This is a genomic window from Mesorhizobium sp. CNPSo 4661 (genome assembly GCF_057784215.1).
Genome location: NZ_JBWGIO010000007.1, coordinates 80454 through 103957, shown reverse-complemented (window position 1 = coordinate 103957; position 23504 = coordinate 80454). Strand labels below are relative to the sequence as shown.

Sequence of the window (23504 nt, the reverse complement as noted above, 5' to 3'; positions counted from 1 at the left end):
ATTTCGCTCCATTACCAAGCTGTTAAGGGGCTGCGCCTTAACCTGTTTAAAAGTCGCGCGGACCCTATGTTAAGGCTGAATGAGGGTCAATCGCGCCAGCGTCACGGGACGGCGCAAGTAAGGGAATTGGACGGGTGGATTCGATGACTCCCATGGAAAAGGCGGGATGGACGCCGCTGCCGCATTCGGACGAAGACCTGGAACGCTCGAAAAGCGTGCCGGATACCCCGCAGACACGAGCCGAAACCTACCGGCTGGCCTGGAACGATCCCGACTTCATGACCAGGCGCGAATTGCGCGCCGTGCGGCTGCAGCTCGAGCTGCTCAAGCCGGAAATGATCCTGGCCGAACGCGGCATTCGCTCGACCGTCATCCTGTTCGGCGGCGCCCGCCTGCCCGAACCGGGCGGCGAGGCCTGGGCGGCGAAGAACGAGACGCAGAGGAAGAACCTCGAGGCGAACAGCAAATATTACGAGGAGGCGCGCAAATTCGCCCGCCTGTGCTCGCAGCAGTCGGCGACGTCCTATTATCGTGAATATGTCGTCGTCACCGGCGGCGGGCCCGGCGTTATGGAGGCGGGCAACCGCGGCGCCGACGACGTCGGTGCGCCGTCGATCGGCTTGAACATCGTTTTGCCGCACGAGCAGGCGCCCAACGCCTATGTCACGCCGGAGCTCTGCTTCAACTTCCACTACTTCGCCATCCGCAAGATGCATTTCGTCATGCGCGCCAAGGCAGTCGCGGTGTTTCCGGGCGGCTTCGGGACGATGGACGAATTTTTCGAGACGCTGACGCTCATCCAGACGGGACGCATGGAGCGCGTCCCGGTCATCCTGTTCGGCAAGGCGTTCTGGCAAAGGGCGATCGATCTCGACTTCCTCGCCGAGCAGGGCACGATCTCGCCCGGCGATCAGGACATCATCGATTTCGTCGACACGGCCGACGAAGCGTGGGACATCATCCGCCGCTTCTACAAGTTGGGGGAGTAGGAACTGATGAATTGAAGAATTGGAGAATTGAAGAATTGGGGAAAAAGGACGTCCAGATCGTTCGCCTGTTCTCCAGCTCTTCAATTCCTCAGTTCTCCAATTCCTCTACCCCGGAACGGCATCCGGCTCGGTCTGTTCATACGGGCAACTCGGCCAGCCAGCCATTCGAATGGGCGAAGCGCACGATGGCCGCCCGTGAGTGCAGCGCGAGCTTCTCGGTTGCCCTGGTGCGATAGGTCTCGATCGTCTTTATGCTGAGGTTAAGCCGGGACGAGATCTCCTTGTTGCTGTAGCCCTGCGCCACCAGTTGGATGACCGACCGTTCCCGCTCGCTGAGATTGCCGGGATCGCCCTGTGTGGCGCTGCGTGGACTCAATATGCGCGCCGCAAGCGCCGGATCGACATAGTTGTCGCCTGCCAATACGCACCGGATGGCCTGCAGCAGGTCCGTCGCCGTCGACCGCTTGACCACGAAGCCGCGTCCGCCGGCCGCAAGCACCTGGCGCAGGCAGCCCGGGTCCTCATGCGCCGTCAGCGCTATGCAGCTGACCTCGGGAAAGCGTTCGCCGAGCCGTGCGATCAGCGTCACCCCGTTGACGCCCGGAAGCGATATGTCGACCACCGCGACATCGGGCAGCGCCTTGCCGATCCCTTCAAGGGCATCCTCGGCGTTTCCGGCCAGTCCGACGATCGTCAGATCGTCCTGGCTGTTGATCATCGCGCCGACCCCCGACAGGATGATCGGATGGTCGTCGACCACGAATATGCGCCTGGAGCACACCTTAACCTCCATCAGTCTGCCAAAGGCCCTGTCACGCGGAAAGGGTCCTCTTTGTCCTTGATGGTCTAGGCAACTGCCCCGCCTGGCGCGGGACGCCCGTCTGTCTCAGGCCCTAAACGGCCGCAACGGGTAAGCCATCCCCCGCCTAATCCCATGAGGCCGAATTGTAAGTCGTGACTAATGTCCGGGATGTGCAGCGCTTCACGTAGACGAATTTTAAGAAAGGTGCGTCGCGGTTCTGCCATCCGGAACTGTGCAAAAACAGACACTTGGCAAAACGCGATGAACAGGCCCGAAGCCGAAGCGACCATTTCCCCACCCCATCAGACTTTCGTTGGAAGGCGCAGCCTCCCACCCACTTTTCAGTGTGCCAACGGCACATCCGCATAAATGGTAGTTCCTTTCATCCTGGCGGTTTCGACCGTCAACTCACCGCCGACCAGCGCAAGCCGCTCCCGCATTCCGGCAAGTCCCAGGTGACCCGGGCCTGGTTCGGCGCGGCCGTCAAAGCCGCGGCCATCATCCTCGATCGTCAGGCGCATCCGGTCGGCCTGGATATGCGCCGTCACGCTTACCCGGCTTGGCTGGGCATGCTTGCCGATATTGGTAAGCGCCTCCTGCGCGACACGATAAAGCGTGAGCGCGGTCTCTGCGGGCAGTGGGTTCGAAAGGGCTTCGAGGTCCATCTCGCATGCAATGCCGAGCTGGCCGCAAAGCATTGTCGCCAGATCCTCGACCGAAGCGCGCAGGCCGGTGCGATCGAGGTCCGCGGGCCTCAGGTTCCAGGCCGCGTCATGCACTTTGGCGCTCAGCCGATCGATAAGCATCGCGGCACGCGCGAGACGCCCGTCCATCCCTTGCGTGCCGGCACGGACGTTGTGCAACTCCAGCGCGACACTGGCCAGCATCTGGCCGAGGTCGTCATGCAACTCCCGCGACAGCCGCAGGCGCTGCTCTTCCTGCACGGCGACCAAGCGCCGCGCAAGGCTACGGCGCAGGGCCCTATTGTCCTTGCTTGTAGTCATACCCGCCCACATCAACCTTTCTCTTCCCATTGCCGTCGCGGGGGTCGCAAGCCACCTGCGGGTCGGCGAGAAAAGGCATGAATGTCCGCGCAATATACACCCGCCAGATGCCTTTATGCCTGTCAGTTTTTTCCTGATTACTTCAAATTTTCCTGACATGGCGATCAGCAGAAAAACCGACAACCTCCGCTGAACATCCCGAATGTCTCGCCGCTATTTCTGCGTGCATCCTTAGAGCGTCCTCCCGGTCATCTTGAACTGGCCGGGAAGCTCAACACAAACCAAGGAGAACGTCATGAGAAAGATCATCCTGGCCGCGGCCGTCCTGTCGGCTCTGACTGGATCGGCATCCGCAACGTCGGTCGGTAGCGGCAATGGCAACGGCAATGGCAACGTCGGCGTCGGCAACGGCAATGGCAACGGCAACGCCAATACCGGCGCCTTCAACGGCAACTTCAACGGCAACGGCAATTTCGGCATCGGCAACGGTAACGGAAACGGCAACGGCAACTGGGGCGCCTTCAACGGCAACTACAACGGCAACCTGAATGCCGGCATCGCCAACGGCAATGGCAACGGCAACGGCAACTTCGGGTTCGGCAACGGCAACGTGAACGGCAACGGGAACCTCGGCCTCGGCAACGGCAATGCCAACGGCAACGGCAACTGGGGAGCCGGTAACGGCAACGGAAACGGCAACGCCAACCGCTAGCGCTGGTCCAACCGACAGCGTCGCCAAGCCGACGCTGACGTCTCTGGGATCGCCGAGCCACGCGCCCGTCCCCCGCGCAAGGCTATCGCGACATGTCGCCGGCGGTCCCAGTCCTTTTCGAAACAGGGGTCAATTTCAAAAGCCCAATTTCAAGCTTAGCCATGGAAGGAGCTCGCAGATGAAACGCTACGTCATATCGGCGCTATGCCTTGGGTTGTTGAGTGCAACCGCGGCGAAGGCCGACACCACGACGGGCAGCCAGGCCTTCGGCATGTCGGCCGTTCAGGGGGCGGTCGGCAAATACGGCAAAGCCATCGGCTCGGACGTCAGGGGCATGAACCCGCTCGGCAACTTCGGCGGCAATCTCGGCTACAAGAACAGCGGCACCGGCAATGTCGGCGCCTTCAACAGCGGCACCGGCAATGTCGGCGCCTTCAACGGCAACTCCAACACCTCGCCGACAAGCGGCAACGGCAACATTGGCGCCTTCAACGGCAACTCCAACGCCGGTCAATACAACGGCAACAGCAACATCGGTGCCGGCAACGGCAACTTCAACGGCGGCAACTTCAACGGCAACGGCAATGTCGGCGCCTTCAACGGCAACTCCAACGGCCGGGGGAACCGCTGATGACCAGCGTGAGATCAGCCGCGTCCGTTCGGCTTCGCCGGTGCAGCGTGGCGGCGAGGCTGCTTGATGGAAACGGCCTCGCGCTCGGCACGCTGCTTGCCGCGATCCTTGTTGCCGACGCCTCGACCCTGGTCAGAATTGCCGACCTTCCGATCGGCGCTGGCGTGACCAACGGGCTCGGCAATACCGGAAATTTCAACGGCAACGGAAATTCCGGCAACTTCAACGGCAATGGCAACAGCGGCAACTTCAACGGCAACGGTAACGCCGGAAGTTTCAGCGGCAACTTCAATGGCGGCAGCTTCAACGGCAACGCCAATTGCGGCAATGGCCACGGCAACGGCTACTCGTCCGACGGCAATGGCAACGGCAGCGGAGCCGGAGGCACGCCGGCCTGGTGCCGGTATCTGAAGGAGCTAAATGGCCGATTGGGGCTGCCGCCCGGCACGATTCCGGATTTCGACTAGATCCTCAACGCAGAAGTTTTGACCGGTTGGCTGGTGTGCGTTGGCAGATCCCAGGCCTTGGCGATTGGCCGAGACGCCTATCGCGGTCGTCATCCACGGGCGGAGCAAGGAGCGTAGCGACGCGCGCAGACCCGAGGATCCATGCCGTGACTTGGAAGCGCCGCGGCGGTCCAGAATTCTGCACCGTTGCACACTTCGGTCTCGGTAACGGCGTGGATTCCAGGGGTCTGCGCGCGTCGCTTCGCTCCTTGCTCCGCCCTGGAATGACGAGGTTCAGGAGCCTCCAGCTCGTCACCAGCGTTTGGCTGACTAGCCTTGCCCGACAAGCCCGCAATCTTTCAAAATCACTGGGGCAGAGGAACTAGATTCCGCCGTCTGCGCTAACAGTGCCCGTTGCGCGCGGACGGCGTACCGACAATCCAGGGTTGGTTCAGGCCATGACGTCGACGATCGCGGTCAGGAAGCCGGCGAGGTCGTCGGTGACGAAATCGACGTCATCCTCGTTTGCGGGGTCGCGTTCCCAGATCTCCGAGAAGGTCGGCTCGAAATTGCGCGGCACCACCAGCACGGTCGTCATGCCGAGCGTTTTCGGCACGGCCAGATTGCGCGCCAGATCCTCGAACATCACGGCATTGTGGCCGGTCACCGAGTGCAATTCGGCAAAACGCTCATAGGTCTGGCGCTCCGGCTTGGGATTCAGCCCCGCCGCGACGATGTCGAATATGTCGTCGAAATGCTCCAGTATGCCGAGCTGGCGCGCAGTGCGTTCGGCATGCCTGCGGTCGCCATTGGTGAAGATGAATTTGCGCCCGGGAAGCTGGCGGATCGCCGCGCCAAGCACAGGGTCCGGCACCAGCCGCGAATAGTCGATGTCATGCACCTTCTCGAGGAAATCGTCGGGGTCGATGCCGTGCCGCTTCATAAGCCCGTTCAGGGTCGTGCCGTACTCCAGGTAGAGTTCCTTCTGCAGCTTGCGTGCGTCGTCGCGCGAAAGCGTCAGCAGCTCGCCGACATAGGCGGTCATCTTCACGTCGATCTGCGCGAACAGGTTCGAGTGATGCGGATAGAGCGTGTTGTCGAGGTCGAACACCCAGTCAGTAACATGGGCGAAGCGGGCGGGATCGGGTGTCGTTGTCATGGTTTTCTTATGGCATGCCGACGCTGAGTTTATCCACAACTTATGCGCGTCACGAATTGTGAAAATGGCGGGTCACTTCAAATTTTATAAGTCCCGGAAAGGTCGCCTTTAACGCTTGCTGGCACAGAGGTTTTCCGTTGGGAGCAAGTGATGAGTCGCATATTTCTGAAGGCCGCTGCCGTGGCGTTCGCTTCGGTCGCCGTCTCGCTGTTGTTGACGCTGATTGTGGTTCCGGCAATGGGCTTTCCGATGAGCCGCACTGTCTGGCTGGCGTCGACGGTTTGCCCGCTCGTGCTCGCCTGGGCTGCCAGCGCCAGCAGCTTCTGGCAGAGCGACCGGTTGCAGAATGCCCATCGCGAGCTTGCCCGGGCCCACGCGCAGCTCGCGGCGGCGCACAGGCGCCTGTCGGACAAGGCAAGCCGCGACGACATGACCGGCATGCTCAACCGCGAAACCTTCTTCGCCGCGCTCGACGGGTCGCGGCGCAAGAGCGATCGCGGCGCGCTGCTCATCATCGACGCCGATCATTTCAAGCGGATCAATGACAGCTACGGTCATCTGACGGGAGACGAAGCGCTGCTTCTGATCGCCGGCGCCATCGAACGCGGCATTCGCAGTGGTGACGTGCTCGGCCGCATCGGCGGCGAGGAATTCGCGGCCTTCCTGGTCGGTGCCAGCGAACCGGAAGCCAAGCATATCGCCGAGCGCATCCGCCGCGAGGTCGAGCTGATCCGTTTCCGCCCCATCGACGAGCGGACCGTGCCGCTTACGGTCTCGATCGGCGGCATAAGCTGCGGCGAGAGCGCGACCGTTTCCGATCTGATGCGCGCCGCCGACCGCAGGCTTTACGAGGCGAAGAACCGCGGCCGCAATCTTTCGATCCTCGACCGCGAACTCCCCGAGGCCGCATGAAGCCTGCCGCGGGCGTCATGCATGTCGCCCAAAGTGCGCAGCGGTTTTGGGACAACGACACGCATCAAAACAAAGACTCGAAAAGCGCGGCGCCTGAATCGGGTTCAGCGCGACGCGCTTTAGGAAAGCCCTAACCATGTCCATATTCAACCGCGCTAAACTTCCGGGTGTAACGCCGTTTTCACCTAGGTTTGGCACGGAATTGGCCTCCTCGGCGCCACGTGTGCCGTTCGGGAACGGCATGCGTGGATCGAGGCCCCTATCGAGAGACGTGTCATGAGCAGGATCATAAGAAAGATGTCGCGCCGCGCGATCGTGCAGTCGCTGCTCGCGCTGCCCGCGCTGTCGCTGTTCCGCAGCCAGCAGCCCGTGGCCGACCCCGATGAAATCGTCGAGATCAATGGCTGGATCCTGCGGCGGAGCGATCTCGCATGATCTTCGACAGCTATGAGGCCTACAAGCAGGCTGGCTTCAAGCCCAAGGCATGCATCCTCGGCTCCGGCCCGGCCGGCACGACGATCGCCAGGAAGCTCGGCGCGGCCGGCATCCCGGTCGTCGTCCTGGAGGCGGGTTCGCGCGAATTCAGCGACGAGTCGCAGGATTTCTATCGCGGCAAGACGGTCGGTGATTTCTATTTCGACCTCGACATCACCAGGCTGCGCTTCATGGGCGGCTCGTCCAACCACTGGGCCGGTTGGTGCCGCGTGCTCGACAAGCAGGATTTCGAGCCCAAGGCCTGGGCGCCGGACACCGGCTGGCCGATCAGCCGCGCCGACATCGAGCCCTATCTGCCGGAAGTCCACGATATCCTCGAGCTTCCCGACTTCCGCCCCGATGTGCCGGTTTCGGACGACATCCGCTGGGTGCAGTTGATCAAGAGCCCGGCGGTGCGCTTCGGCGAGAAGTTCGCCGACGAGCTCGACCAGAGCAAGAACATCGCCGTGGTGCTCAACACCTACGCGACCGAGCTTGCCGGCGACGGCAAGCGCGTCACCGGCGCGAAGCTCTGGTCGAACGGGCAGGACGCCGGTACCTTCAGCGCGGACTATTTCGTCACCTGCACCGGCGGGCTGGAAAACTCGCGGCTGCTTTTGTGGTCGAATGAGCGCTCGAATGGTGGCGTGGTGCCGAACGCAGCGGCGCTCGGTCGCTACTGGATGGAGCATCCGACCTTCGAGGGCGGCAACGCCATCCTCGCCAACTACTCGGAGTTCGAGGTCGACGGCTCGAACGAAGCCTTTTTCTCGCCGACGCTTGCAGCGATGGAGCGGCTGCAGATCATGAATTTCGGCGTCCGCCTGATCGAGAGCCCTTATCCCAATGTGAAGAAGCTGATCGCGGATCTCGCCTGCACGGCGCCCAACATGGCGGAGTGGATGTCGTCACAGCTCGACCAGAAGCTGCGCTGCGCCGCCCAGCTCTACGTCGCCTGGGAACAGGCGCCGCTCGCCTCGAACCAGATCGAGCTGTCGAAGGCCGATGTCGACCACGCCGGCGTGCCGCGCATCGAATTGCACTGGAAGAAGTCGCCGCTCGAGCGCCGCACGCTGCTCGAGGGCCTCAGGCTGTTCGGGACGACCATGGCGCAGAAGAATCTCGGCCGTGTCCGCATCGACGACTGGATCAGCAATGGCGGCGATTATCCGACCAACGAGGAGACGGCCGGTCACCACCATATGGGCGGCACCCGCATGGGCGCCGATGTCTTGAAGAGCGTCGTCGACGCCAACTGCAAGGTGCACGGCATGGACAACCTCTATGTCGGCGGCTCCTCGGTGTTCTGCACGTCGGGCCAATGCAACCCGACGACGACCATCACCGCGCTCGCCTGCCGCCTGGGCGAGCATCTCGGCAAGGTGATCGCCGTCTGATCCCCGAACGCCGGCGGCACCGGCGCCTGGAGTGGCAACCGGCCCTGCCTTAGCGCTCTTGGGGGATTGCGACCTAGCTCAAAGGCCGTAGACGGCGATGCGCACCAGCACGGCCGCGGCGGCCAGCGCCACCAGTAGGATGCCGAGGCCGATGGGCGAGCCCCAGCCATACCATTCCATCGCCAGCTTGGCGTATTTGTACTCCTCCTCATTGGAGAGCGGGGTGCGTTGCTGGGTCATGCTCATTTTATCACTCCTTGCCGGCGACCTGGCCCTTGCTTTGCAAAGAGCGTCGTCGCATATTTATACGATGGCCTGAATGTTAGGCAAATTAATAATTAGATGATCGAAACAAATCCGTCAAGCACGAAACGCGATGAAATGACCCGGGACCTCGGCCTCGCCGTCATGCGCTGGCAGGACGCTACGCAAGCCTATGACGAGGCGGTGGGGGCGCGGCTGGGCCTGATCGCGGCCGAGCGGCATTGCCTGGGCCTGCTCCATGCCGGACCGCAATCGGCGGGCGCCGTGGCGGCTGCGACGGGGTTGACGCCGGCGGCGGTGACGGCGCTGATCGACCGGCTGGAGGCGCGCGGCTACGTCACCCGGACGCGCAGCCTCGAGGACAGGCGCAAGGTGGTGATCGAGGCGACCGAGCGGACCAGGGAGCTGTCGGAGCGCTACTACGGCACGATCGCGCGCGAGGGCGAGAAGGTGGTGGCGAGCTTCAGCGATGCGGAGCTCGCAACCGTGCTGCGCTTCATCAACGCCGCGCTCGAGCTGCAGAGCGAGCAGCTGGCCAGAATCAAGGCCGAGCCCGGCAAAACGTAAACATCCAAAGAAGCAACGCGGCTCAGCCGCCTGTCGGCACCTGGACCGCCCTAGAGTATGATCCCGAAAAGTGGGAACCGGTTTTCGGAAAAGATCATACTCCAACAAAAAGTCAGATCAGGATGACGGTTCAACGAAACGTCATCCTGATCTAATGTCGGTTGGGCGAAAACCGACCACAGAGCAATTCCAGGAAGAGTGCGTTGCGGTTTGGGCTCGGCGACTTCGCCGTAGCCTCTGTCCGGAATTGCGTAAACAACAATCAGACCGTCGCCGGGTCGAGCGCCGGCTGGCCCTTGAACCGCGCCACGATGCCGGCGAGGTCGCCCTTGGCGAAGGCATCGCGCAGCGCATCGAAGGACGGCAGCACGAAATAGGCGCGCTGGAACTTGTCGATCTCATAGCCGGTGCGCATCACCGTCGCGAGATCGAACGGCACATGGTGGGCGTCCTTGCTCTCGACCGCGAACTGCAGCTCGGTGAAGGATGACATCAGCCCGGCGCCGAACGCCTTCACCGGCTGGCCAGGCTCCTGGATGAGGCCGTATTCGGCGCTGTACCAGTAGAGCCTTGTGATCATCTCGTCGCCGCCGAGCGCGATCACGCTCTCCGCCTTCTCGCCATACATCTGCATGAAATCGGCGAACACCGGCTGGGTCAGGATCGGCACATGGCCGAAGAAGTCGTGGAACATGTCCGGCTCGACGATGTAGTCGAGCTCCTTCCTCGTCCGCAGCCAGTTGGTGACCGGGAAGCGCCGGTTGGCGAGATGGTCGAAGAACGGGCCGGCCGGGATCAGGCCCGGCACCGCGACGATTTCCCAGCCCGTCAGCCTGGCGAGCTTCTCGCTCACTTCGTCGAAATCCGGGATCCTGTCGAGCAGGCCGAGCGCCGCGACGCCGTCGAGATAGGAACGGTGCGCGAGCTTCCGGGTCAGCTTCGTCTGGCGATCGCACAGCGTGCGCCACACCGCCTGTTCCTCGGCCGAATAGTCGTAGCCCTGCGCCACGGTGAAATCGGTGCGGCACACCGAATAGTTGCCGCGAAGGCCCTGCGCCGCGCATTCGGCGGCGTAATCGGCAACGCTGATCGTCATCATGTCCTCCTCGAAGATCGTGATCCGCGGATCCTGAAGAGGAGTTTAGGAGCGATCGCTGAGGCAAATCAGCCTTGTTTTGTAGCTCGTCTGCTGATTTCGACGTAAAAGCACTCGGATCAATGTGAGATCGAGAAGACATGCCTCAATTCGACGATTTCGAGATAAAGATGCTCGACATCCTGCAGCGCGATGGCCGCAAGCCCGTGTCGGAGCTGGCGCAGGAGATCGGCCTGTCGACCACGCCTTGCGCGCGCCGCTTCGAGGCGTTGCAGGAAACCGGCATCATCAAGGGCTTTGCCGCCGTGCTCAGCCGCCGCGCCGTCGGCCTGACGGTCGAGGTGTTCATCCAGGTGCGGCTGGTCAGCCACAGCGACGGCTCGCCAGAAAGCTTCATCGCCGCCGTGCAGCGCATGGACGAGGTCTCGTCCTGCTGGACGATGACCGGCGACCACGATTTCCTGCTGCATGTCATGGTGCCGTCGGTGGACGAGCTGAACGCCTTCGTCATGCACCGGCTGATGCGTCTGCCCGGCGTGCGCGACGTCCACACGCAACTGGTGCTGCAGAACATCAAGGGCCCCGGCCATGTGCCGCTCAGCCATCTGCGGCGCTGATTCGGTCAAATCTGGCCAAAAGCTGCGTGGAAACTGCTGAACCGCGCCAAGGCGGCTTCGACATCGGCGGCTAGCACAAGCGGACCAACCTGGAGGTCCGCCATGAACATCGTGCTGATCAATCCGCCGCACACGGCCATCGGCAGCCGCGTGCCCGACGACCATCTGCCGCCGCTTGGGCTGCTGGCGATCGGCGGTCCATTGATCGATTCCGGCCATGAGGTGCGCCTGGTCGACGCCGAATTCGGGCCGATGCCGCTTGCCGTGCTTGTCGACGAGGCCCTGCGCGGCGATCCGGATTTCGTCCTGATCGGCCATTCCGGCTCGACCTCGGCGCATCCGACCGCCTTGAAGATCGCCGAAATGATCAAGGCGCGCGCGCCCGGCGTCATCGTGATCTATGGCGGCGTCTTCCCGACCTATCATTGGCGCGACATCCTCGTCGCGACGGACGTCTTCGATTTCATCGTGCGGGGCGAGGGCGAGGCGACCGCCACGGCGCTGGTCGAGGCGATCGAGATGCGCCAGCCGGTGGCGAGCGTCGCCGGCATCGCCTATCGCGACGACCTTGGCCGCGCTGTCGCCACGCAGCCGGCCATGACCATCGCCGACCTCGACGCCTACCGCGTCGGCTGGGAGCTGATCGATCACCGCCGCTACTCCTATTGGGGCGGCAAGCGGGCGGTGGTGATGCAGTTCTCGCGCGGCTGTCCGCATCTGTGCAACTATTGCGGCCAGCGCGGCTTCTGGACCCGCTGGCGTCACCGCGACCCGGTCAAATTCGCCAGGGAGATCGCCTGGCTCCATCGCGAGCACGGCGTCGAGCTGATCAACCTGGCGGACGAGAACCCGACATCCTCGAAGAAAGCCTGGCGTGCCTTTCTCGATGCCATGATCGCCGAGAACGTGCCGGTGCTGATCGTCGGCTCGACCCGCGCCGACGATATCGTGCGCGATGCCGATATCCTGCATCTCTATCGCAGGGCTGGCGTCATCCGCTGGCTGCTCGGCATGGAGAACACCGACGAGGAGACGCTGTCGCTGATCCGCAAGGGCGGCAGCACCAAGTCCGACCGCGAGGCGATCCGGCTGCTCAGGCGGCATGGCATCCTGTCAATGGCGACCTGGGTGGCCGGCTTCGAGGACGAGACCTTGCGCGACCTCTGGCGCGGCTTCCGCCAGCTCATCGCTTATGATCCCGACCAGATCCAGGCGCTCTATGTGACGCCGCACCGCTGGACGCCGTTCTTCCGCATCGCCAGCGATCGCAAGGTGATCCAGAAGGACGTGCGTCTCTGGGACTACAAGCACCAGGTCCTGCACATGACGCGGCTGAAGCCGTGGATGCTGTTCTTCGCGGTCAAGCTGATCGAGGTCGCCGTGCAGTCGCGGCCGAAAGCGCTGGCGCGCATCCTGTTCCACCCCGATCCCGAGCAGCGCCATTCGATGCGCTGGTACACGAAGATGGGCCGCCGCGTCTGGTTCAGCGAGGTCTGGGGTTTTCTCGCCCGCGACGGCCGCGTGAGCGATGGCCCGACGCTCGCCGAATTCTGGGGGGCGCCACAGGATGCGGAGGAGGAATCGATGGCCGTCGCGCGGCCGGCCCGAAAGCCGGCTCTGCCGGCCGCACAACGCGCGGCGGAGGAAAGAAGGTTAGCCGGCTGATTATGGCAGTTTACCGTTCCGGTGAACTTGCCTGCCCTGTTACGGAACGATCAGTGTGCCGGCGCCGTGCTCGGTGAAGAGTTCCAGCAGCACCGAATGCGGCGTCTTGCCGTTGAGGATGACGACACCCTCGACGCCGCGCTCGATCGCCTCGATGCAGGTCTCGACCTTCGGGATCATGCCGCCGGACACCGTGCCGTCCTTGATCAGCGCCCTGGCTTCGGCGACCGTCAGCTCGTCGATCAGCTTCTTGTTCTTGTCGAGCACGCCGGGCACGTCGGTGAGGAAGAGCAGGCGCGAGGCGCGGCAGGCGCCCGCGATGGCGCCGGCGAACGTGTCGGCATTGATGTTGTAGGTGTGGCCGTCGCGGCCCGGCGCCACCGGCGCCAGCACCGGGATCATTTCGGAGCGCGCGAGAAGATCGAGCAGCGTGCGGTCGACCTCGACCGGCTCGCCGACGAAGCCGAGATCGAGCACCCGCTCGATGTTGGAGTCGGGGTCGATCATGGTCTTGCGCGCCTTTTCGGCGAACACCATGTTGCCGTCCTTGCCGCAGAGCCCGATCGCCCACTCGCCCTCGGCGTTGATCAGCGCCACGATCTCCTTGTTGATCGAGCCGGCCAGCACCATCTCGACGATCTCGACCGTCTTCTGGTCGGTGACGCGCAAGCCGCCCTCGAACCTGGATTCGATACCCATCTTGGAAAGCATCGCGCCGATCTGCGGCCCGCCGCCATGCACGACGATCGGGTTGACGCCGGACTGTTTAAGAAGCGCGATGTCGCGGGCGAAGGCCTTGCCGAGCTCGGTGTCGCCCATGGCATGGCCGCCATATTTCACCACCACCGTCTTGTTCTCGTAACGCTGCATATAGGGCAGCGCGCGCGAGAGCAGCGCGGCCTGCATTTCGGCGGTGGCGGCGACGTCCGTCATCGGTATCGATCCCAGTTGAGCATGTCTCCCGAAAGTGGGTACCGGTTTCGGGATGAAGACATGCTTGAAATCAGAGTTAAAGCTTGAATGGCGGCCTCTTAGCGGGAATTGCCGCAGGCCGCAAACGGCTTTCCGGTCACAATGACGAAATCGTGCGTGGGAGGTTCTAAGCGGGGCACCTTGAGCGGCGCGCGCCGCTTCAGCCATCCGACAGCTTCTCCATCTGCGCGGCGAAGGAACCGCGAGATAGAGTGGTTCGCCGGTTCCGTGAAACGGTGAAACGCTTTGGCGGCGCGGAATTTGCTTGGCAACGACCCAGCGCCGAACCGTCTCGGATCGGCCCGCAGCCGCTGCTGGACAACGCTTCCGGCACCCGTTGCAAATAAATCGCAATCTTCTAATTTGCCGCTATGGCGCCGCAGGACATCAGCAAGCTGATCGTCCGGACTTCGATGAAGGACCGGGCCGCGTTCGATCTGCTCTACAAGCAGACCAGCGCGAAACTTTTCGGCGTCTGCCTTCGTGTATTGCGGGACAGGGGAGACGCGGAAGAAGCGCTGCAGGAGGTCTTCGTCAAGATATGGACGAAGGCCGATCGTTTCGCGGTTTCCGATCTGAGCCCGATTTCCTGGCTGGTGGCCGTTGCGCGCAACCATGCGATCGATCGCATTCGGGCGCGGCGCAGTCCTTCTGCCAATATCGATACGGTCCTCGACGTCGCCGATCCGACGCCGGGACCCGAGGCCATGGCCGTGGCGGGCGGCGAGACCGAACGCATCTACCATTGCCTCGACGAACTGGAGAAAGACCGGGCGGCGGCCGTCCGGGGCGCCTATTTGAGCGGCGAAAGCTATGCCGAGCTGGCGGAACGCTTCAAGGTTCCGCTGAACACGATGCGGACTTGGCTGCGGCGAAGCCTGCTCAAACTTAGAGAATGCCTGGAAAGATGACGCTGGCGGAAGACAACGGACCGGAACGTGGAGGCGACGACCTGCTCGCCGCCGAATACTTTCTCGGCGTTCTGGCGGCCGACGAACGCCAGATCGCTTCCCGTCGCATCGACTCGGAAACGGCGTTCGCCCGCCTGGTCGATGCCTGGGAGGTCCACTTCGCGCCGATGGCCTCGGCCTATGCCGCGGTCGAGCCGCCGGCTTCCGTCAAGGTGGCGATCGACCGCCGCCTGTTTGCCTCGTCCGCGTCGACATCCACTGCGCCCAGTGGCAGCGTTTGGGCGAGCCTTGCTTTCTGGCGCGGCCTCGCTGCCGCGGCAATCGCCGCTTTGGCCGTCTATGTCGCCCTGCCTTATGTCAATCCGCCGGCGCCGCAGCCCGAGACCAGGCTGGTCGCCTCTCTGGCCGCCGACAACAGCAACGTCAAATACCTTGCCGTCTACGACGCCGCACGCCACGAGGTCGGCCTGTCGCTGGTTTCCGGCGATCGCGGCGCCGGCAAGGATTTCGAGCTGTGGATGATCGAAGGCAAGAACGCGCCGGTCTCGATGGGCGTCATCCCCGCCGGCCAGACCGCGCGCATGGCCGTCACCCCGGCCGTCCAGCAGAAGCTGGCGCAAGGCGCCGTGCTCGCCGTCAGCCTCGAGCCTTCGGGCGGTTCGCCGACCGGCCAACCGACCGGTCCGGTCGTCGCCGCGGGTGACCTGAAGGGCATCTGATCCCGACCTCTGAATCTAAAGACTAGATAAAGTCCATATCCTATCCTTGCCAGGAAGGGGAAGTTCGCTGTCGCCATAGGTGATGCGAACGAAATAATCGGACGAAGAAAAAATCTCGCCACGCTCGTGAAACTAAGTTTTTTCGACAACGTATCTCCTCGCGTTCCCAAAGACGGGAAGAAACAACCCGAGGAGACTGACATCATGCGTAAACTCGCCACCCTTTTGCTTGCCTCTACGCTCGGCCTTTCGGCGCTCGGCGCCGTCGCCTATGCCGCCAATCCGATGGTCGGCGGCGCGCCGATGTATGCCAAGAAGAACATCATCGAGAACGCCGTGAATTCGAAGGACCACACCACGCTGGTCGCCGCGGTCAAGGCCGCCGGGCTGGTCGACACGCTGCAGGGCGCCGGTCCCTTCACCGTCTTCGCGCCGACCAACGAGGCCTTTGCCGCACTTCCCGCCGGCACGGTCGACACGCTGCTCAAGCCCGAGAACAAGGACAAGCTGACCAAGGTGCTCACCTGCCACGTCATCGCCGCCAAGGCGCTGGCCGCCGACGTCGCCAAGATGGCCAAGGCCGATGGCGGCGCCCACCAGGTCAAGACGGTCGGCGGCTGCGAGCTGACGCTCAAGGCGGAGAAGGGCAAGGTTACCGTCACCGACGAGAACGGCAATGTCGCCCACGTCACCATCGCCGATGTCCGCCAGTCGAACGGCGTCATCCACGTCATCGACAAGGTTCTCTTGCCGAAGATGTAACAAAGCGGACCTGGCCGGCGAAGACATGGCTGAGCGCCGGCCGCGACATCCAAGATCCGCGCCGCCGGCAAGGGTGTGCTCCGCGTCGTGCCGCAAGCGCGGCGCGGAGCAGCATCCGAGCAAGGAAACGGACAGAGCGTCACCGGCTTTTGATTTCAGGGTGGCGCTCTATCTTGGCAAAATGCATCAGGAGGAACGGCCATGAACCGTCGCGATTTTCTCTGGAGCGGGGCTGCCGCCACCGCTCTCATCGTCGGATCCGGGGCGATGCTGCGCGCCGGTGGACCAGGACCCGCTCTCGCCGCCGAGACCTTCGAGGTCACCAAGACCGACGCCGAATGGCATGCCATACTGTCGGACGAGGCCTTCGACGTGCTGCGCAAGCAAGGCACGGAATATCCCGGCACCAGCCCGCTGCTCAACGAGCACCGCAAGGGCATCTTCGCCTGCGCCGGCTGCGACCTGCCGGTCTATTCGTCGGAGACGAAATTCGATTCCGGCACCGGCTGGCCGAGCTTCTACCAGGAGATCGCCAATTCCATCGGCAAGACCGTGGACACTTCGCTCGGCATGACGCGCACCGAGGTGCATTGCCGGCGCTGCGGCGGCCATCTCGGCCATGTCTTCGACGATGGCCCGCCGCCCACCGGCCTGCGCCACTGCATCAACGGCGTGGCGCTGAGCTTCAAGCCGGCCGCCGCCTGAAAACTTCGATCTCTCTAAAAGAAATGACCCCGGAAATCGTCGCCGATTTCCGGGGTCACGCGTTGAGGAAGCCAGGCGGGGGTTCCGGCTCCTCAATGGCCTCCGCCGCCGCCGCCGCCCTGCTGGGCCGGCTTGTTGATGAACAGCACGAAGAATCCGAGCGAGGCGAACAGCACCGTCAGCATCATGAACACGTCCATGAAGGACAAAAGCGCCGCCTGCTGATGCACCATGCCGGACAGTTTCGAGATCGCGGCGCTTGTGGCGTCGAGGCCGGCGGTCTGCCCGAAATTCTGCGTCATGTTCTGCAGCTTGGTCTGCGCGGCGGAACTGCCCCACTGCACATGCTCGGCGAGCCGCGCGTAGTGGAAGGCGTTGCGGTCGATCAGCACCGTGTTGATCAGCGCCAGGCCGACGGCGCCGCCGAGATTGCGGGTCAGGTTGAACAGGCCCGATGCGTTCTTCAGCCGTTCCGGTGGCAGCGTGCCCAGCGCGATGTTGTTGATCGGCACCATGCACAGCATCATCGAGCAGCCGCGCAGGATCTGCGGGATCAACAGCTCATAGAAATCCCAGTCGGCGGTGAGATGCGTCATCCACCAGGTGCCGGTGGCGAAGCCGAGGAAGCCGATCATCATCATCAGCCTGAGATCGATCTTGTTCGACAGGATGCCGGCAACGGGCGCGGTGAAGAACATCGCCATGCCGCTGACGAACAACGCCTCGCCGATCATCATCGAATCGTAGCCGCGGATACGCCCCAGGAACACGGGATAGAGATAGGTGAGCCCGTAAAGCCCTATGCCGACGACGAAGGAGAACAGCGAGCCGAAGGCGAAGTTGACGTTGCTGAACGCCCTCAAATCGACGATCGGCTCCTCGGCGGTGAAGACGCGCCAGAAGAAGATGATGCCGCCGATGGTCATGATGACGGCGCAGGCGAACACCGCCGGCTCCTGCAGCCAGTCATGGTTCGGGCCTTCCTCCAGCACATATTCCATGCAGCCGAGGAAAGCGGCCATGCCGATCAGGCCCCACCAGTCGAACTTCGAGAACAGCTTCAGGTTGGGCTTGTCGAAATCGATCAGCGCCCAGGCCGCCGTCGCCACCAGGATGCCGGGCACGACATTGATCAGGAACAGCCAGTGCCAGGACATGGCGTGGCTGATATAGCCGCCCACCGTCGGGCCGATCGTCGGCGCCAGCGTCGCCACCAGGCCGATCATCGGCGAGACGACCGCGCGCCTGGAGGGCGGGAAGATGGTGAAGGCGGCCGCGAACACGCTGGGGATCATGCCACCGCCGATGAAACCCTGGATGGCGCGGTAGACGATCATCTGGTCGATATTGGTGGCGGTGGCGGCCAGTGCGCTGGCCGCGGTGAAGCCGGCCGCCGCGGTAGTGAACAGCACGCGCGTCGACAGCATGCGGCTGAGGAAGCCCGACAGCGGGATCATCACCACCTCGGCGATCAGGTAGGCGGTCTGCACCCACGGGATCTCGTCGGAGCTGGCGCTCAGCCCCGCCTGGATTTCCGAAAGCGAGGCCGAGACGATCTGGATGTCGAGGATCGCCATGAACATGCCGAACACCATCGCCAGGAAGGCGACGACGCGGCGCACCGGCATATGGTCCGCGGGCAGGGCCGGCGCGGCGGCAGCGACGGAGCGTCCCGGCGCTGATCCTGCGGTGATGGTTGCGGTTGCCATGTCATGGGCTCCTAGAGCATGATGCCGAAAAGTGTGAAGCGGTTTTCGGCCGACATCATGCTCTATCTCTTTGATTTAGAGCCGGATTCAGATTTCAGGTCGGTTCGACCTGAAATCATCCGGCTCTAGGCAATTCTTGGCACAGCGCGCTTGGCGGTCCCGAATTGCGTCGAAACGGATAAAGCAGGCTGGGCGGCTCGGCGCTCGATTGGCCACCGAACCGCCCCCCAATTAGTTGGTCGTCGAGGCCGGCGCGGTGCGGCTGTCGACCGCGACGATGACGCTCAAGCCGGCGCGCAGCTTGCCGGTCTTCAGCACGTCGGCCGGCACGTCGATGCGCACGGGCACGCGCTGCACCACCTTGGTGAAGTTGCCGGTGGCGTTTTCCGGCGGCAGCAGCGAGAACACCGCGCCCGAAGCCGGCGCCAGCGAAGACACGGTACCCTCGAAGGTCTGGCCGTCGATCGCGTCGACGGTGATGCGGACCTTCTCACCGGGCACCATGCGGCCGAGCTGCGTCTCCTTGAAGTTGCCGACGATGTAGAGCTTGTCCATCGGCACGACGACGGCGAGCTTCTGTCCGGGGCTGACGAGGTCGCCCTGTTCGACAGAACGGTTGCCGACGACGCCGTCATAGGGCGCCTTCAGCACGGTGAAGGACAGGTCGCGCTGCGCCTTGTCGCGGGTGAGTTGCAGCGAGGCGAGCGTCGAGGCCGATTCCGCGCGCTGCGCTTCCAGAACGCCGATATTGGCCTGCGCCGCGGCGATCTGGGCATCGGCGCCGACAAGCGCCGCCTTGGCCTGGTCGAGCGCGGTCTGGGCGTCGTCGAGCTGGGCCTGCGTGCCGACATGGGTCTTGAGCAGCTGCGCGGCGCGGTCCTGGGCGCGCGCCGCATTGTCGGCTGCGGCCTGGTCCGCGAGCTTCTGCGCCTCGGCCTGCGACAGCGAGGCCTGGGCCGCCTTTGTCTGGGCGTCGATGCGGTCGAGCGTCTTCGCCAATGTGGCGATCTGCGCCTCGGCCTGGGCGACGGCTATTCTGTAGTCGCCATTGTCGATGGCGAACAGCGGATCGCCGGCCTTGACCTGCTGGTTCTCGCTCACCAGCACCTTGTCGATATAACCGGATATTTTCGGCGACACGAACGACATATCGGCCTGGACATAGGCGTCGTCGGTGGAGATCATGAAGCGGCCGTCGGTCCAATAGTTATACCCATACCAGGAGCCGGCGCCGAGCAGGGCAAGGCCAATGATCGGCAAAAGGAAAGAGCGCACCGAACGCTTCTTCTTGGCAGGCGCTTCGGCCGCCGGCGGCGCTACCGGGGTGGCGGGCTGTACGGGAATTTCCGGCGCTTCGGTCGAGGGTTGGACCTTGGCGTTGGGAAACGTGCGGACTTCGGCGGTGGCGGGCGCGTTCGAGGACATGGCGATCTCTCTGGAATGTCAGTCAGACTGAACCGTTCGGTTCGAATTGGTGATTGACATAGCGCGGAAAGAGGACCATATCAAGAGGAAATCGAACCGAGCGGTTCGAAATATTTTCTAAGGAATGACTTCCATGGTCGAAACGACAGCCGATAGCGATCTGCTCGACTTACGCAAGGGCCGTCCGGCCGCCGGACAGGACCCGGTCAAGCGCGCCCAGATCATCGAGGGCGCCCGCCGCGTCTTCATAGACAAGGGTTTCGAGGCCGCCTCGATGAATGACATCACCCGCGAGGCCGGGGTCTCGAAGGGCACGATCTACGTTTATTTCGAAAACAAGGAAGAGCTGTTCGAGGCCCTCATCGAGGAAGAGCGCGGCACCATCTTCAAGAACTTGTATGAGGTGCTCGACCACTTCGACGACTTGCGCAAGACCCTGGTGAAGTTCGGCATAGCGCTTTCGGTGAAGATCACCTCGGTCAAGGTCATCCAGGCGCAGCGAACCGTAGTCGGCGCCGCCGACCGGATTCCCGAGCTTGGCGCGCGCTTCTACGAGCGTGGTCCGAAGCGCGGCCACGACAGGATGATGGTCTTCCTCGATGAAGCCGTCGGGCGCGGCCTCTTGCAGATCGATGACGTTGATCTCGCCGCCTATCAGTTCACCGAGCTCTGCCTCGCCGGCCTGTTCCGCCAGTGTATCTTTTCCTACCGCACCAAGGCGCCGAGCCAGACCGAGATCGAGCATGTAGTGCGGTCGGGCGTCGACGTCTTCCTCAAGGCCTACGCCACGGAAAAATTCCTCGCCGAGGAAAAGGCGCCGCAATCGGCCTGAGTGCCCCCGGGCACTTGAATCCCAAAGCGTGCGAAAGCAAGGCTGAAAGGCCTCGGCGCGCCTTTGTGACGTCGTCGAGATCGTCCGCAGACCCCTCTGAAAATATCGATCGGCATCGCTGCGGCATGCGCTTTCGGAAGGACCTGTTAACCATCGCTTCCTATGTCTCGGGAGACGTTCAATCGGCGAGTCTCGAGAATGACATCCATGCGTTTTCCCCGTGCCAATCTTTCCGGCGCTTCCGCCGAAGACGATCACCGCGCGGAGGATGTCGGGCGCCGTGGCGGGGTCTCGCAGCCGCAGGCGCAACCGGGGCAGGTGGTCGCCTTGCGCGCTGTCCCGGCAGGCGGATCGGACGCGGCTCGCGCTGGGTCGTCCGAATCGGCTGATGGCGGCGAATTCAACCGTCCGGCGTGGCAGGACTATTTCTTCCTCGCGCCCAATGTGCGGTTCACCCGCACGCCGGACACCGATCTCTCCAGGCGCGCCGCCCCGCAGGCGGAAGATGCCCAGCAGGGCAAGGCGTCCGAGCCCGTCCGGCCCGCGCCGCCGGTCCCGGCGGTTGCCAATACAGTCCGGGCGATTCCCACTGTGTCTGCGGCCCGCGCCGCGGCGCCGGCACAGGCCAAAGCGGTCCGCGCACCTTCCACGGTTGCCCCAGCCGCGGTCCCGGCTCCTCCGGCGGCACCTTCCCAGGCCGCTCCCTCGCCCAAGCCGCGCCCGACCGGATTGCGCTGGTCCTATCTTTCCGATCATGCTTTTTTCGAATTCGGCATGCCCTTCCTCGCCGAGCGCCTGGCGCGGGCGCGTTTGAACGAAGCCGGTCAGGCGCCTGCCGTTCCGGCGCAGCCGCAGGTCAAGCCGACGCCGGCGCATCGACCTGAGGCCCAGGCAAGCCAGGCCCATGCCCCCTTCATGAGCGAGGCGACGTCGTTTTACCGGGTCATCGAATGGCGCTCCAACGTCGCGGATGCCGGCTTCGCGTCGACGCCGGTCCCGGCACCCATCCAGCCGATGCCTGTCGAGCCTATGCCGGTTTCTGTCCCGGTCAGCGCAAGGAAAGCCAGGCAGGCGCCTTCGCTGCCGATGGCCGTCGAGGTCATGCCGCTATCGGCGATGGTCGGCTACGAGCTGCCCTCCGAGGACCTTTTGCAGATGCCGCCGGAAGGCCAGGGCTTCTACATGTCGCAGGAGCGGATGGAGCAGAACGCCGACCTGCTCGAAAGCGTGCTCGAGGATTTCGGCGTCAAGGGCGAGATCATCCATGTCCGCCCCGGTCCGGTCGTCACGCTCTACGAGTTCGAGCCGGCGCCGGGCGTGAAATCCAGCCGCGTCATTGGCCTCGCCGACGACATCGCCCGCTCGATGTCGGCCATCTCGGCGCGTGTCGCCGTGGTGCCGGGCCGCAATGTCATCGGCATCGAATTGCCCAACGAGACACGCGAGACCGTCTATTTCCGCGAGCTGATCGGATCGGCCGGCTTCCGCAACACCTCCTGCAAGCTGGCGCTCGGCCTCGGCAAGACGATCGGCGGCGAGCCGGTCATCGCCGAGCTTGCCAAGATGCCGCATCTGCTGGTGGCCGGCACCACCGGCTCCGGCAAGTCGGTCGCCATCAACACCATGATCCTGTCGCTGCTCTATAGGATGAAGCCGGAGGAATGCCGCCTCATCATGGTCGACCCCAAGATGCTGGAGCTCTCCGTCTATGACGGCATCCCGCATCTCCTGACGCCGGTCGTCACCGATCCCAAGAAGGCCGTCACGGCGCTCAAATGGGCGGTGCGCGAGATGGAGGATCGCTACCGCAAGATGGCGCGCCTCGGCGTGCGCAACATCGACGGCTACAACCAGCGCGCGGCAAGCGCCCGCGACAAGGGCGAGGTCGTGACCATGCAGGTGCAGGCAGGCTTCGAGAAGGGCACCGGCGAGCCGCTGTTCGAGGAGCGCGTGATCGACCTCGCGCCCATGCCCTACATCGTCATCATCGTCGACGAGATGGCCGACCTGATGATGGTGGCCGGCAAGGAGATCGAGGGCGCCATCCAGCGCCTGGCGCAGATGGCTCGCGCCGCCGGTATCCATCTGATCATGGCCACGCAGCGCCCGTCGGTCGACGTCATCACCGGCACGATCAAGGCCAATTTCCCGACCCGCATCTCCTTCCAGGTGACGTCCAAGATCGACAGCCGCACGATCCTTGGCGAGCAGGGCGCCGAGCAGCTGCTCGGCCAGGGCGACATGCTGCACATGGCTGGCGGCGGGCGCATTTCGCGCGTGCATGGTCCCTTCGTGTCCGACCTGGAGGTCGAGCAGGTCGTGGCGCACCTGAAGGCGCAGGGGCGTCCCGAATATCTCGACACCGTCACCGCCGACGAGGAAGAGGCTGAGGAAGCGGCTGAAGCCGGCCCCGTCTTCGACAAGAGTTCGATCGCCGAGGAGGACGGCGACGCGCTCTACGAGGAAGCCATCAAGGTGGTCAAGCGCGACAAGAAATGCTCGACCTCCTACATCCAGCGGCGCCTCGGCGTCGGCTACAACCGCGCCGCCTCGTTGGTCGAGCGCATGGAAAAGGAAGGACTGGTCGGCGCCCCCAACCATGTCGGCAAGCGCGAAATCCTCACCGGCCGGCGCGATCGTGAGCCCGAACGCGAGGAGACGGATTGAGCGGGGGAGTTTGGAGTTGGCCGAAACGCCTCCCCCAACATCGTCATCCACGGGCGGAGCAAGGAGC

At 63.6% G+C, this 23504-nt stretch carries 24 protein-coding genes; 16 read left to right on the top strand and 8 right to left on the bottom strand.

The annotated features are described in order from the left end of the window. The first annotated feature begins 143 nt into the window (after positions 1 to 143). Positions 144 to 989: an LOG family protein gene (locus AC0YKC_RS12150; RefSeq protein WP_320293907.1), complete on the top strand. Its 846-nt coding sequence runs from the start codon at positions 144 to 146 to the stop codon at positions 987 to 989. Positions 990 to 1125: 136 nt separating this feature from the next. Here AC0YKC_RS12150 and AC0YKC_RS12145 read toward each other — a convergent pair whose 3' ends face one another. Both AC0YKC_RS12145 and AC0YKC_RS12140 read right to left on the bottom strand, forming a co-directional pair. Continuing rightward, positions 1126 to 1770, bottom strand: coding sequence for a response regulator transcription factor (locus AC0YKC_RS12145; RefSeq protein ID WP_320293908.1), 645 nt, complete (start codon positions 1768 to 1770; stop codon positions 1126 to 1128). Positions 1771 to 2132: 362 nt separating this feature from the next. Beyond that, positions 2133 to 2735, bottom strand: coding sequence for a sensor histidine kinase (locus AC0YKC_RS12140; RefSeq protein ID WP_320294443.1), 603 nt, complete (start codon positions 2733 to 2735; stop codon positions 2133 to 2135). 355 nt (positions 2736 to 3090) lie between these two features. Between AC0YKC_RS12140 and AC0YKC_RS12135 the strand changes: the two genes are divergently transcribed. The 3 genes from AC0YKC_RS12135 (at position 3091) to AC0YKC_RS12125 (ending at position 4605) form a co-directional block, all read left to right on the top strand. Beyond that, positions 3091 to 3507 carry a hypothetical protein gene (locus AC0YKC_RS12135; RefSeq protein ID WP_320293909.1) on the top strand — a complete coding sequence of 139 codons (417 nt, stop codon included), beginning with the start codon at positions 3091 to 3093 and terminating at the stop codon, positions 3505 to 3507. Positions 3508 to 3685: 178 nt separating this feature from the next. Then, on the top strand, positions 3686 to 4138 hold the full coding sequence (locus AC0YKC_RS12130) for a hypothetical protein (RefSeq protein ID WP_320293910.1): 453 nt from the start codon (positions 3686 to 3688) through the stop codon (positions 4136 to 4138). Further along, positions 4138 to 4605, top strand: a complete 468-nt coding sequence (locus AC0YKC_RS12125) for a hypothetical protein (RefSeq protein ID WP_320293911.1) — start codon at positions 4138 to 4140, stop codon at positions 4603 to 4605. The genes AC0YKC_RS12130 and AC0YKC_RS12125 overlap by 1 nt, the downstream gene beginning before the upstream one ends. A gap of 430 nt (positions 4606 to 5035) precedes the next feature. On the opposite strand, the gene AC0YKC_RS12120 is transcribed toward AC0YKC_RS12125, so the two are convergent. Next, positions 5036 to 5743, bottom strand: a complete 708-nt coding sequence (locus AC0YKC_RS12120; protein WP_320293912.1) for a pyrimidine 5'-nucleotidase — start codon at positions 5741 to 5743, stop codon at positions 5036 to 5038. Positions 5744 to 5893: 150 nt separating this feature from the next. Here AC0YKC_RS12120 and AC0YKC_RS12115 point away from each other — a divergent pair, with 150 nt between their 5' ends. From AC0YKC_RS12115 to AC0YKC_RS12105, 3 genes are all read left to right on the top strand, one after another. Then, positions 5894 to 6655 (top strand): GGDEF domain-containing protein, encoded by a 762-nt coding sequence (locus AC0YKC_RS12115; protein WP_320293913.1) that lies wholly within the window; start codon positions 5894 to 5896, stop codon positions 6653 to 6655. Positions 6656 to 6931: 276 nt separating this feature from the next. Continuing rightward, positions 6932 to 7090 carry a hypothetical protein gene (locus AC0YKC_RS12110; RefSeq protein WP_320293914.1) on the top strand — a complete coding sequence of 53 codons (159 nt, stop codon included), beginning with the start codon at positions 6932 to 6934 and terminating at the stop codon, positions 7088 to 7090. Further along, a complete protein-coding gene (locus tag AC0YKC_RS12105) occupies positions 7087 to 8526 on the top strand; it encodes a GMC family oxidoreductase (protein WP_320293915.1) in 1440 nt (479 codons plus the stop codon). Before AC0YKC_RS12110 ends, AC0YKC_RS12105 begins: the two co-directional genes overlap by 4 nt. 78 nt (positions 8527 to 8604) lie before the next feature. Here the strand turns inward: AC0YKC_RS12105 and AC0YKC_RS12100 are convergent, their stop codons facing one another. Beyond that, positions 8605 to 8772 (bottom strand): hypothetical protein, encoded by a 168-nt coding sequence (locus AC0YKC_RS12100; protein ID WP_488511195.1) that lies wholly within the window; start codon positions 8770 to 8772, stop codon positions 8605 to 8607. 96 nt (positions 8773 to 8868) lie between these two features. On the opposite strand from AC0YKC_RS12100, the gene AC0YKC_RS12095 reads away from it, so the two are divergent. Continuing rightward, positions 8869 to 9357, top strand: coding sequence for a MarR family winged helix-turn-helix transcriptional regulator (locus AC0YKC_RS12095; protein ID WP_434724723.1), 489 nt, complete (start codon positions 8869 to 8871; stop codon positions 9355 to 9357). Positions 9358 to 9619: 262 nt separating this feature from the next. Here the strand turns inward: AC0YKC_RS12095 and phhA are convergent, their stop codons facing one another. Beyond that, positions 9620 to 10456, bottom strand: coding sequence for a phenylalanine 4-monooxygenase (gene phhA / locus AC0YKC_RS12090; protein WP_488511194.1), 837 nt, complete (start codon positions 10454 to 10456; stop codon positions 9620 to 9622). 137 nt (positions 10457 to 10593) lie between these two features. Here phhA and AC0YKC_RS12085 point away from each other — a divergent pair, with 137 nt between their 5' ends. Both AC0YKC_RS12085 and bchE read left to right on the top strand, forming a co-directional pair. After that, positions 10594 to 11070, top strand: a complete 477-nt coding sequence (locus AC0YKC_RS12085; protein ID WP_320293919.1) for an Lrp/AsnC family transcriptional regulator — start codon at positions 10594 to 10596, stop codon at positions 11068 to 11070. 102 nt (positions 11071 to 11172) lie between these two features. Further along, positions 11173 to 12735: a magnesium-protoporphyrin IX monomethyl ester anaerobic oxidative cyclase gene (gene bchE, locus AC0YKC_RS12080; protein ID WP_488511193.1), complete on the top strand. Its 1563-nt coding sequence runs from the start codon at positions 11173 to 11175 to the stop codon at positions 12733 to 12735. 39 nt (positions 12736 to 12774) lie between these two features. Here the strand turns inward: bchE and argB are convergent, their stop codons facing one another. Next, entirely contained in the window at positions 12775 to 13668 is an 894-nt protein-coding gene (gene argB / locus AC0YKC_RS12075) for an acetylglutamate kinase (RefSeq protein WP_488511192.1), read from the bottom strand. Between the two features lie 410 nt (positions 13669 to 14078). Here argB and AC0YKC_RS12070 point away from each other — a divergent pair, with 410 nt between their 5' ends. The 4 genes from AC0YKC_RS12070 to msrB all read left to right on the top strand — a co-directional run bounded on the left by AC0YKC_RS12070 (position 14079) and on the right by msrB (position 16804). Beyond that, a complete protein-coding gene (locus AC0YKC_RS12070; protein WP_320293922.1) occupies positions 14079 to 14618 on the top strand; it encodes a sigma-70 family RNA polymerase sigma factor in 540 nt (179 codons plus the stop codon). Then, positions 14615 to 15337: an anti-sigma factor gene (locus tag AC0YKC_RS12065; RefSeq protein WP_488511191.1), complete on the top strand. Its 723-nt coding sequence runs from the start codon at positions 14615 to 14617 to the stop codon at positions 15335 to 15337. Before AC0YKC_RS12070 ends, AC0YKC_RS12065 begins: the two co-directional genes overlap by 4 nt. A gap of 204 nt (positions 15338 to 15541) precedes the next feature. Continuing rightward, positions 15542 to 16099: a fasciclin domain-containing protein gene (locus AC0YKC_RS12060; RefSeq protein WP_127234038.1), complete on the top strand. Its 558-nt coding sequence runs from the start codon at positions 15542 to 15544 to the stop codon at positions 16097 to 16099. 201 nt (positions 16100 to 16300) lie between these two features. Further along, positions 16301 to 16804, top strand: coding sequence for a peptide-methionine (R)-S-oxide reductase MsrB (gene msrB, locus AC0YKC_RS12055; RefSeq protein WP_320293925.1), 504 nt, complete (start codon positions 16301 to 16303; stop codon positions 16802 to 16804). Positions 16805 to 16896: 92 nt separating this feature from the next. On the opposite strand, the gene AC0YKC_RS12050 is transcribed toward msrB, so the two are convergent. After that, positions 16897 to 18513, bottom strand: coding sequence for a DHA2 family efflux MFS transporter permease subunit (locus AC0YKC_RS12050; protein WP_434724727.1), 1617 nt, complete (start codon positions 18511 to 18513; stop codon positions 16897 to 16899). Between the two features lie 231 nt (positions 18514 to 18744). Beyond that, positions 18745 to 19938: an HlyD family secretion protein gene (locus AC0YKC_RS12045; protein ID WP_488511190.1), complete on the bottom strand. Its 1194-nt coding sequence runs from the start codon at positions 19936 to 19938 to the stop codon at positions 18745 to 18747. Positions 19939 to 20071: 133 nt separating this feature from the next. On the opposite strand from AC0YKC_RS12045, the gene AC0YKC_RS12040 reads away from it, so the two are divergent. Next, positions 20072 to 20770, top strand: coding sequence for a TetR/AcrR family transcriptional regulator (locus AC0YKC_RS12040; protein ID WP_488511189.1), 699 nt, complete (start codon positions 20072 to 20074; stop codon positions 20768 to 20770). A 198-nt stretch (positions 20771 to 20968) separates the two neighbouring features. Next, positions 20969 to 23437 carry a DNA translocase FtsK gene (locus AC0YKC_RS12035; RefSeq protein WP_488511188.1) on the top strand — a complete coding sequence of 823 codons (2469 nt, stop codon included), beginning with the start codon at positions 20969 to 20971 and terminating at the stop codon, positions 23435 to 23437. Positions 23438 to 23504 lie beyond the last annotated feature (67 nt).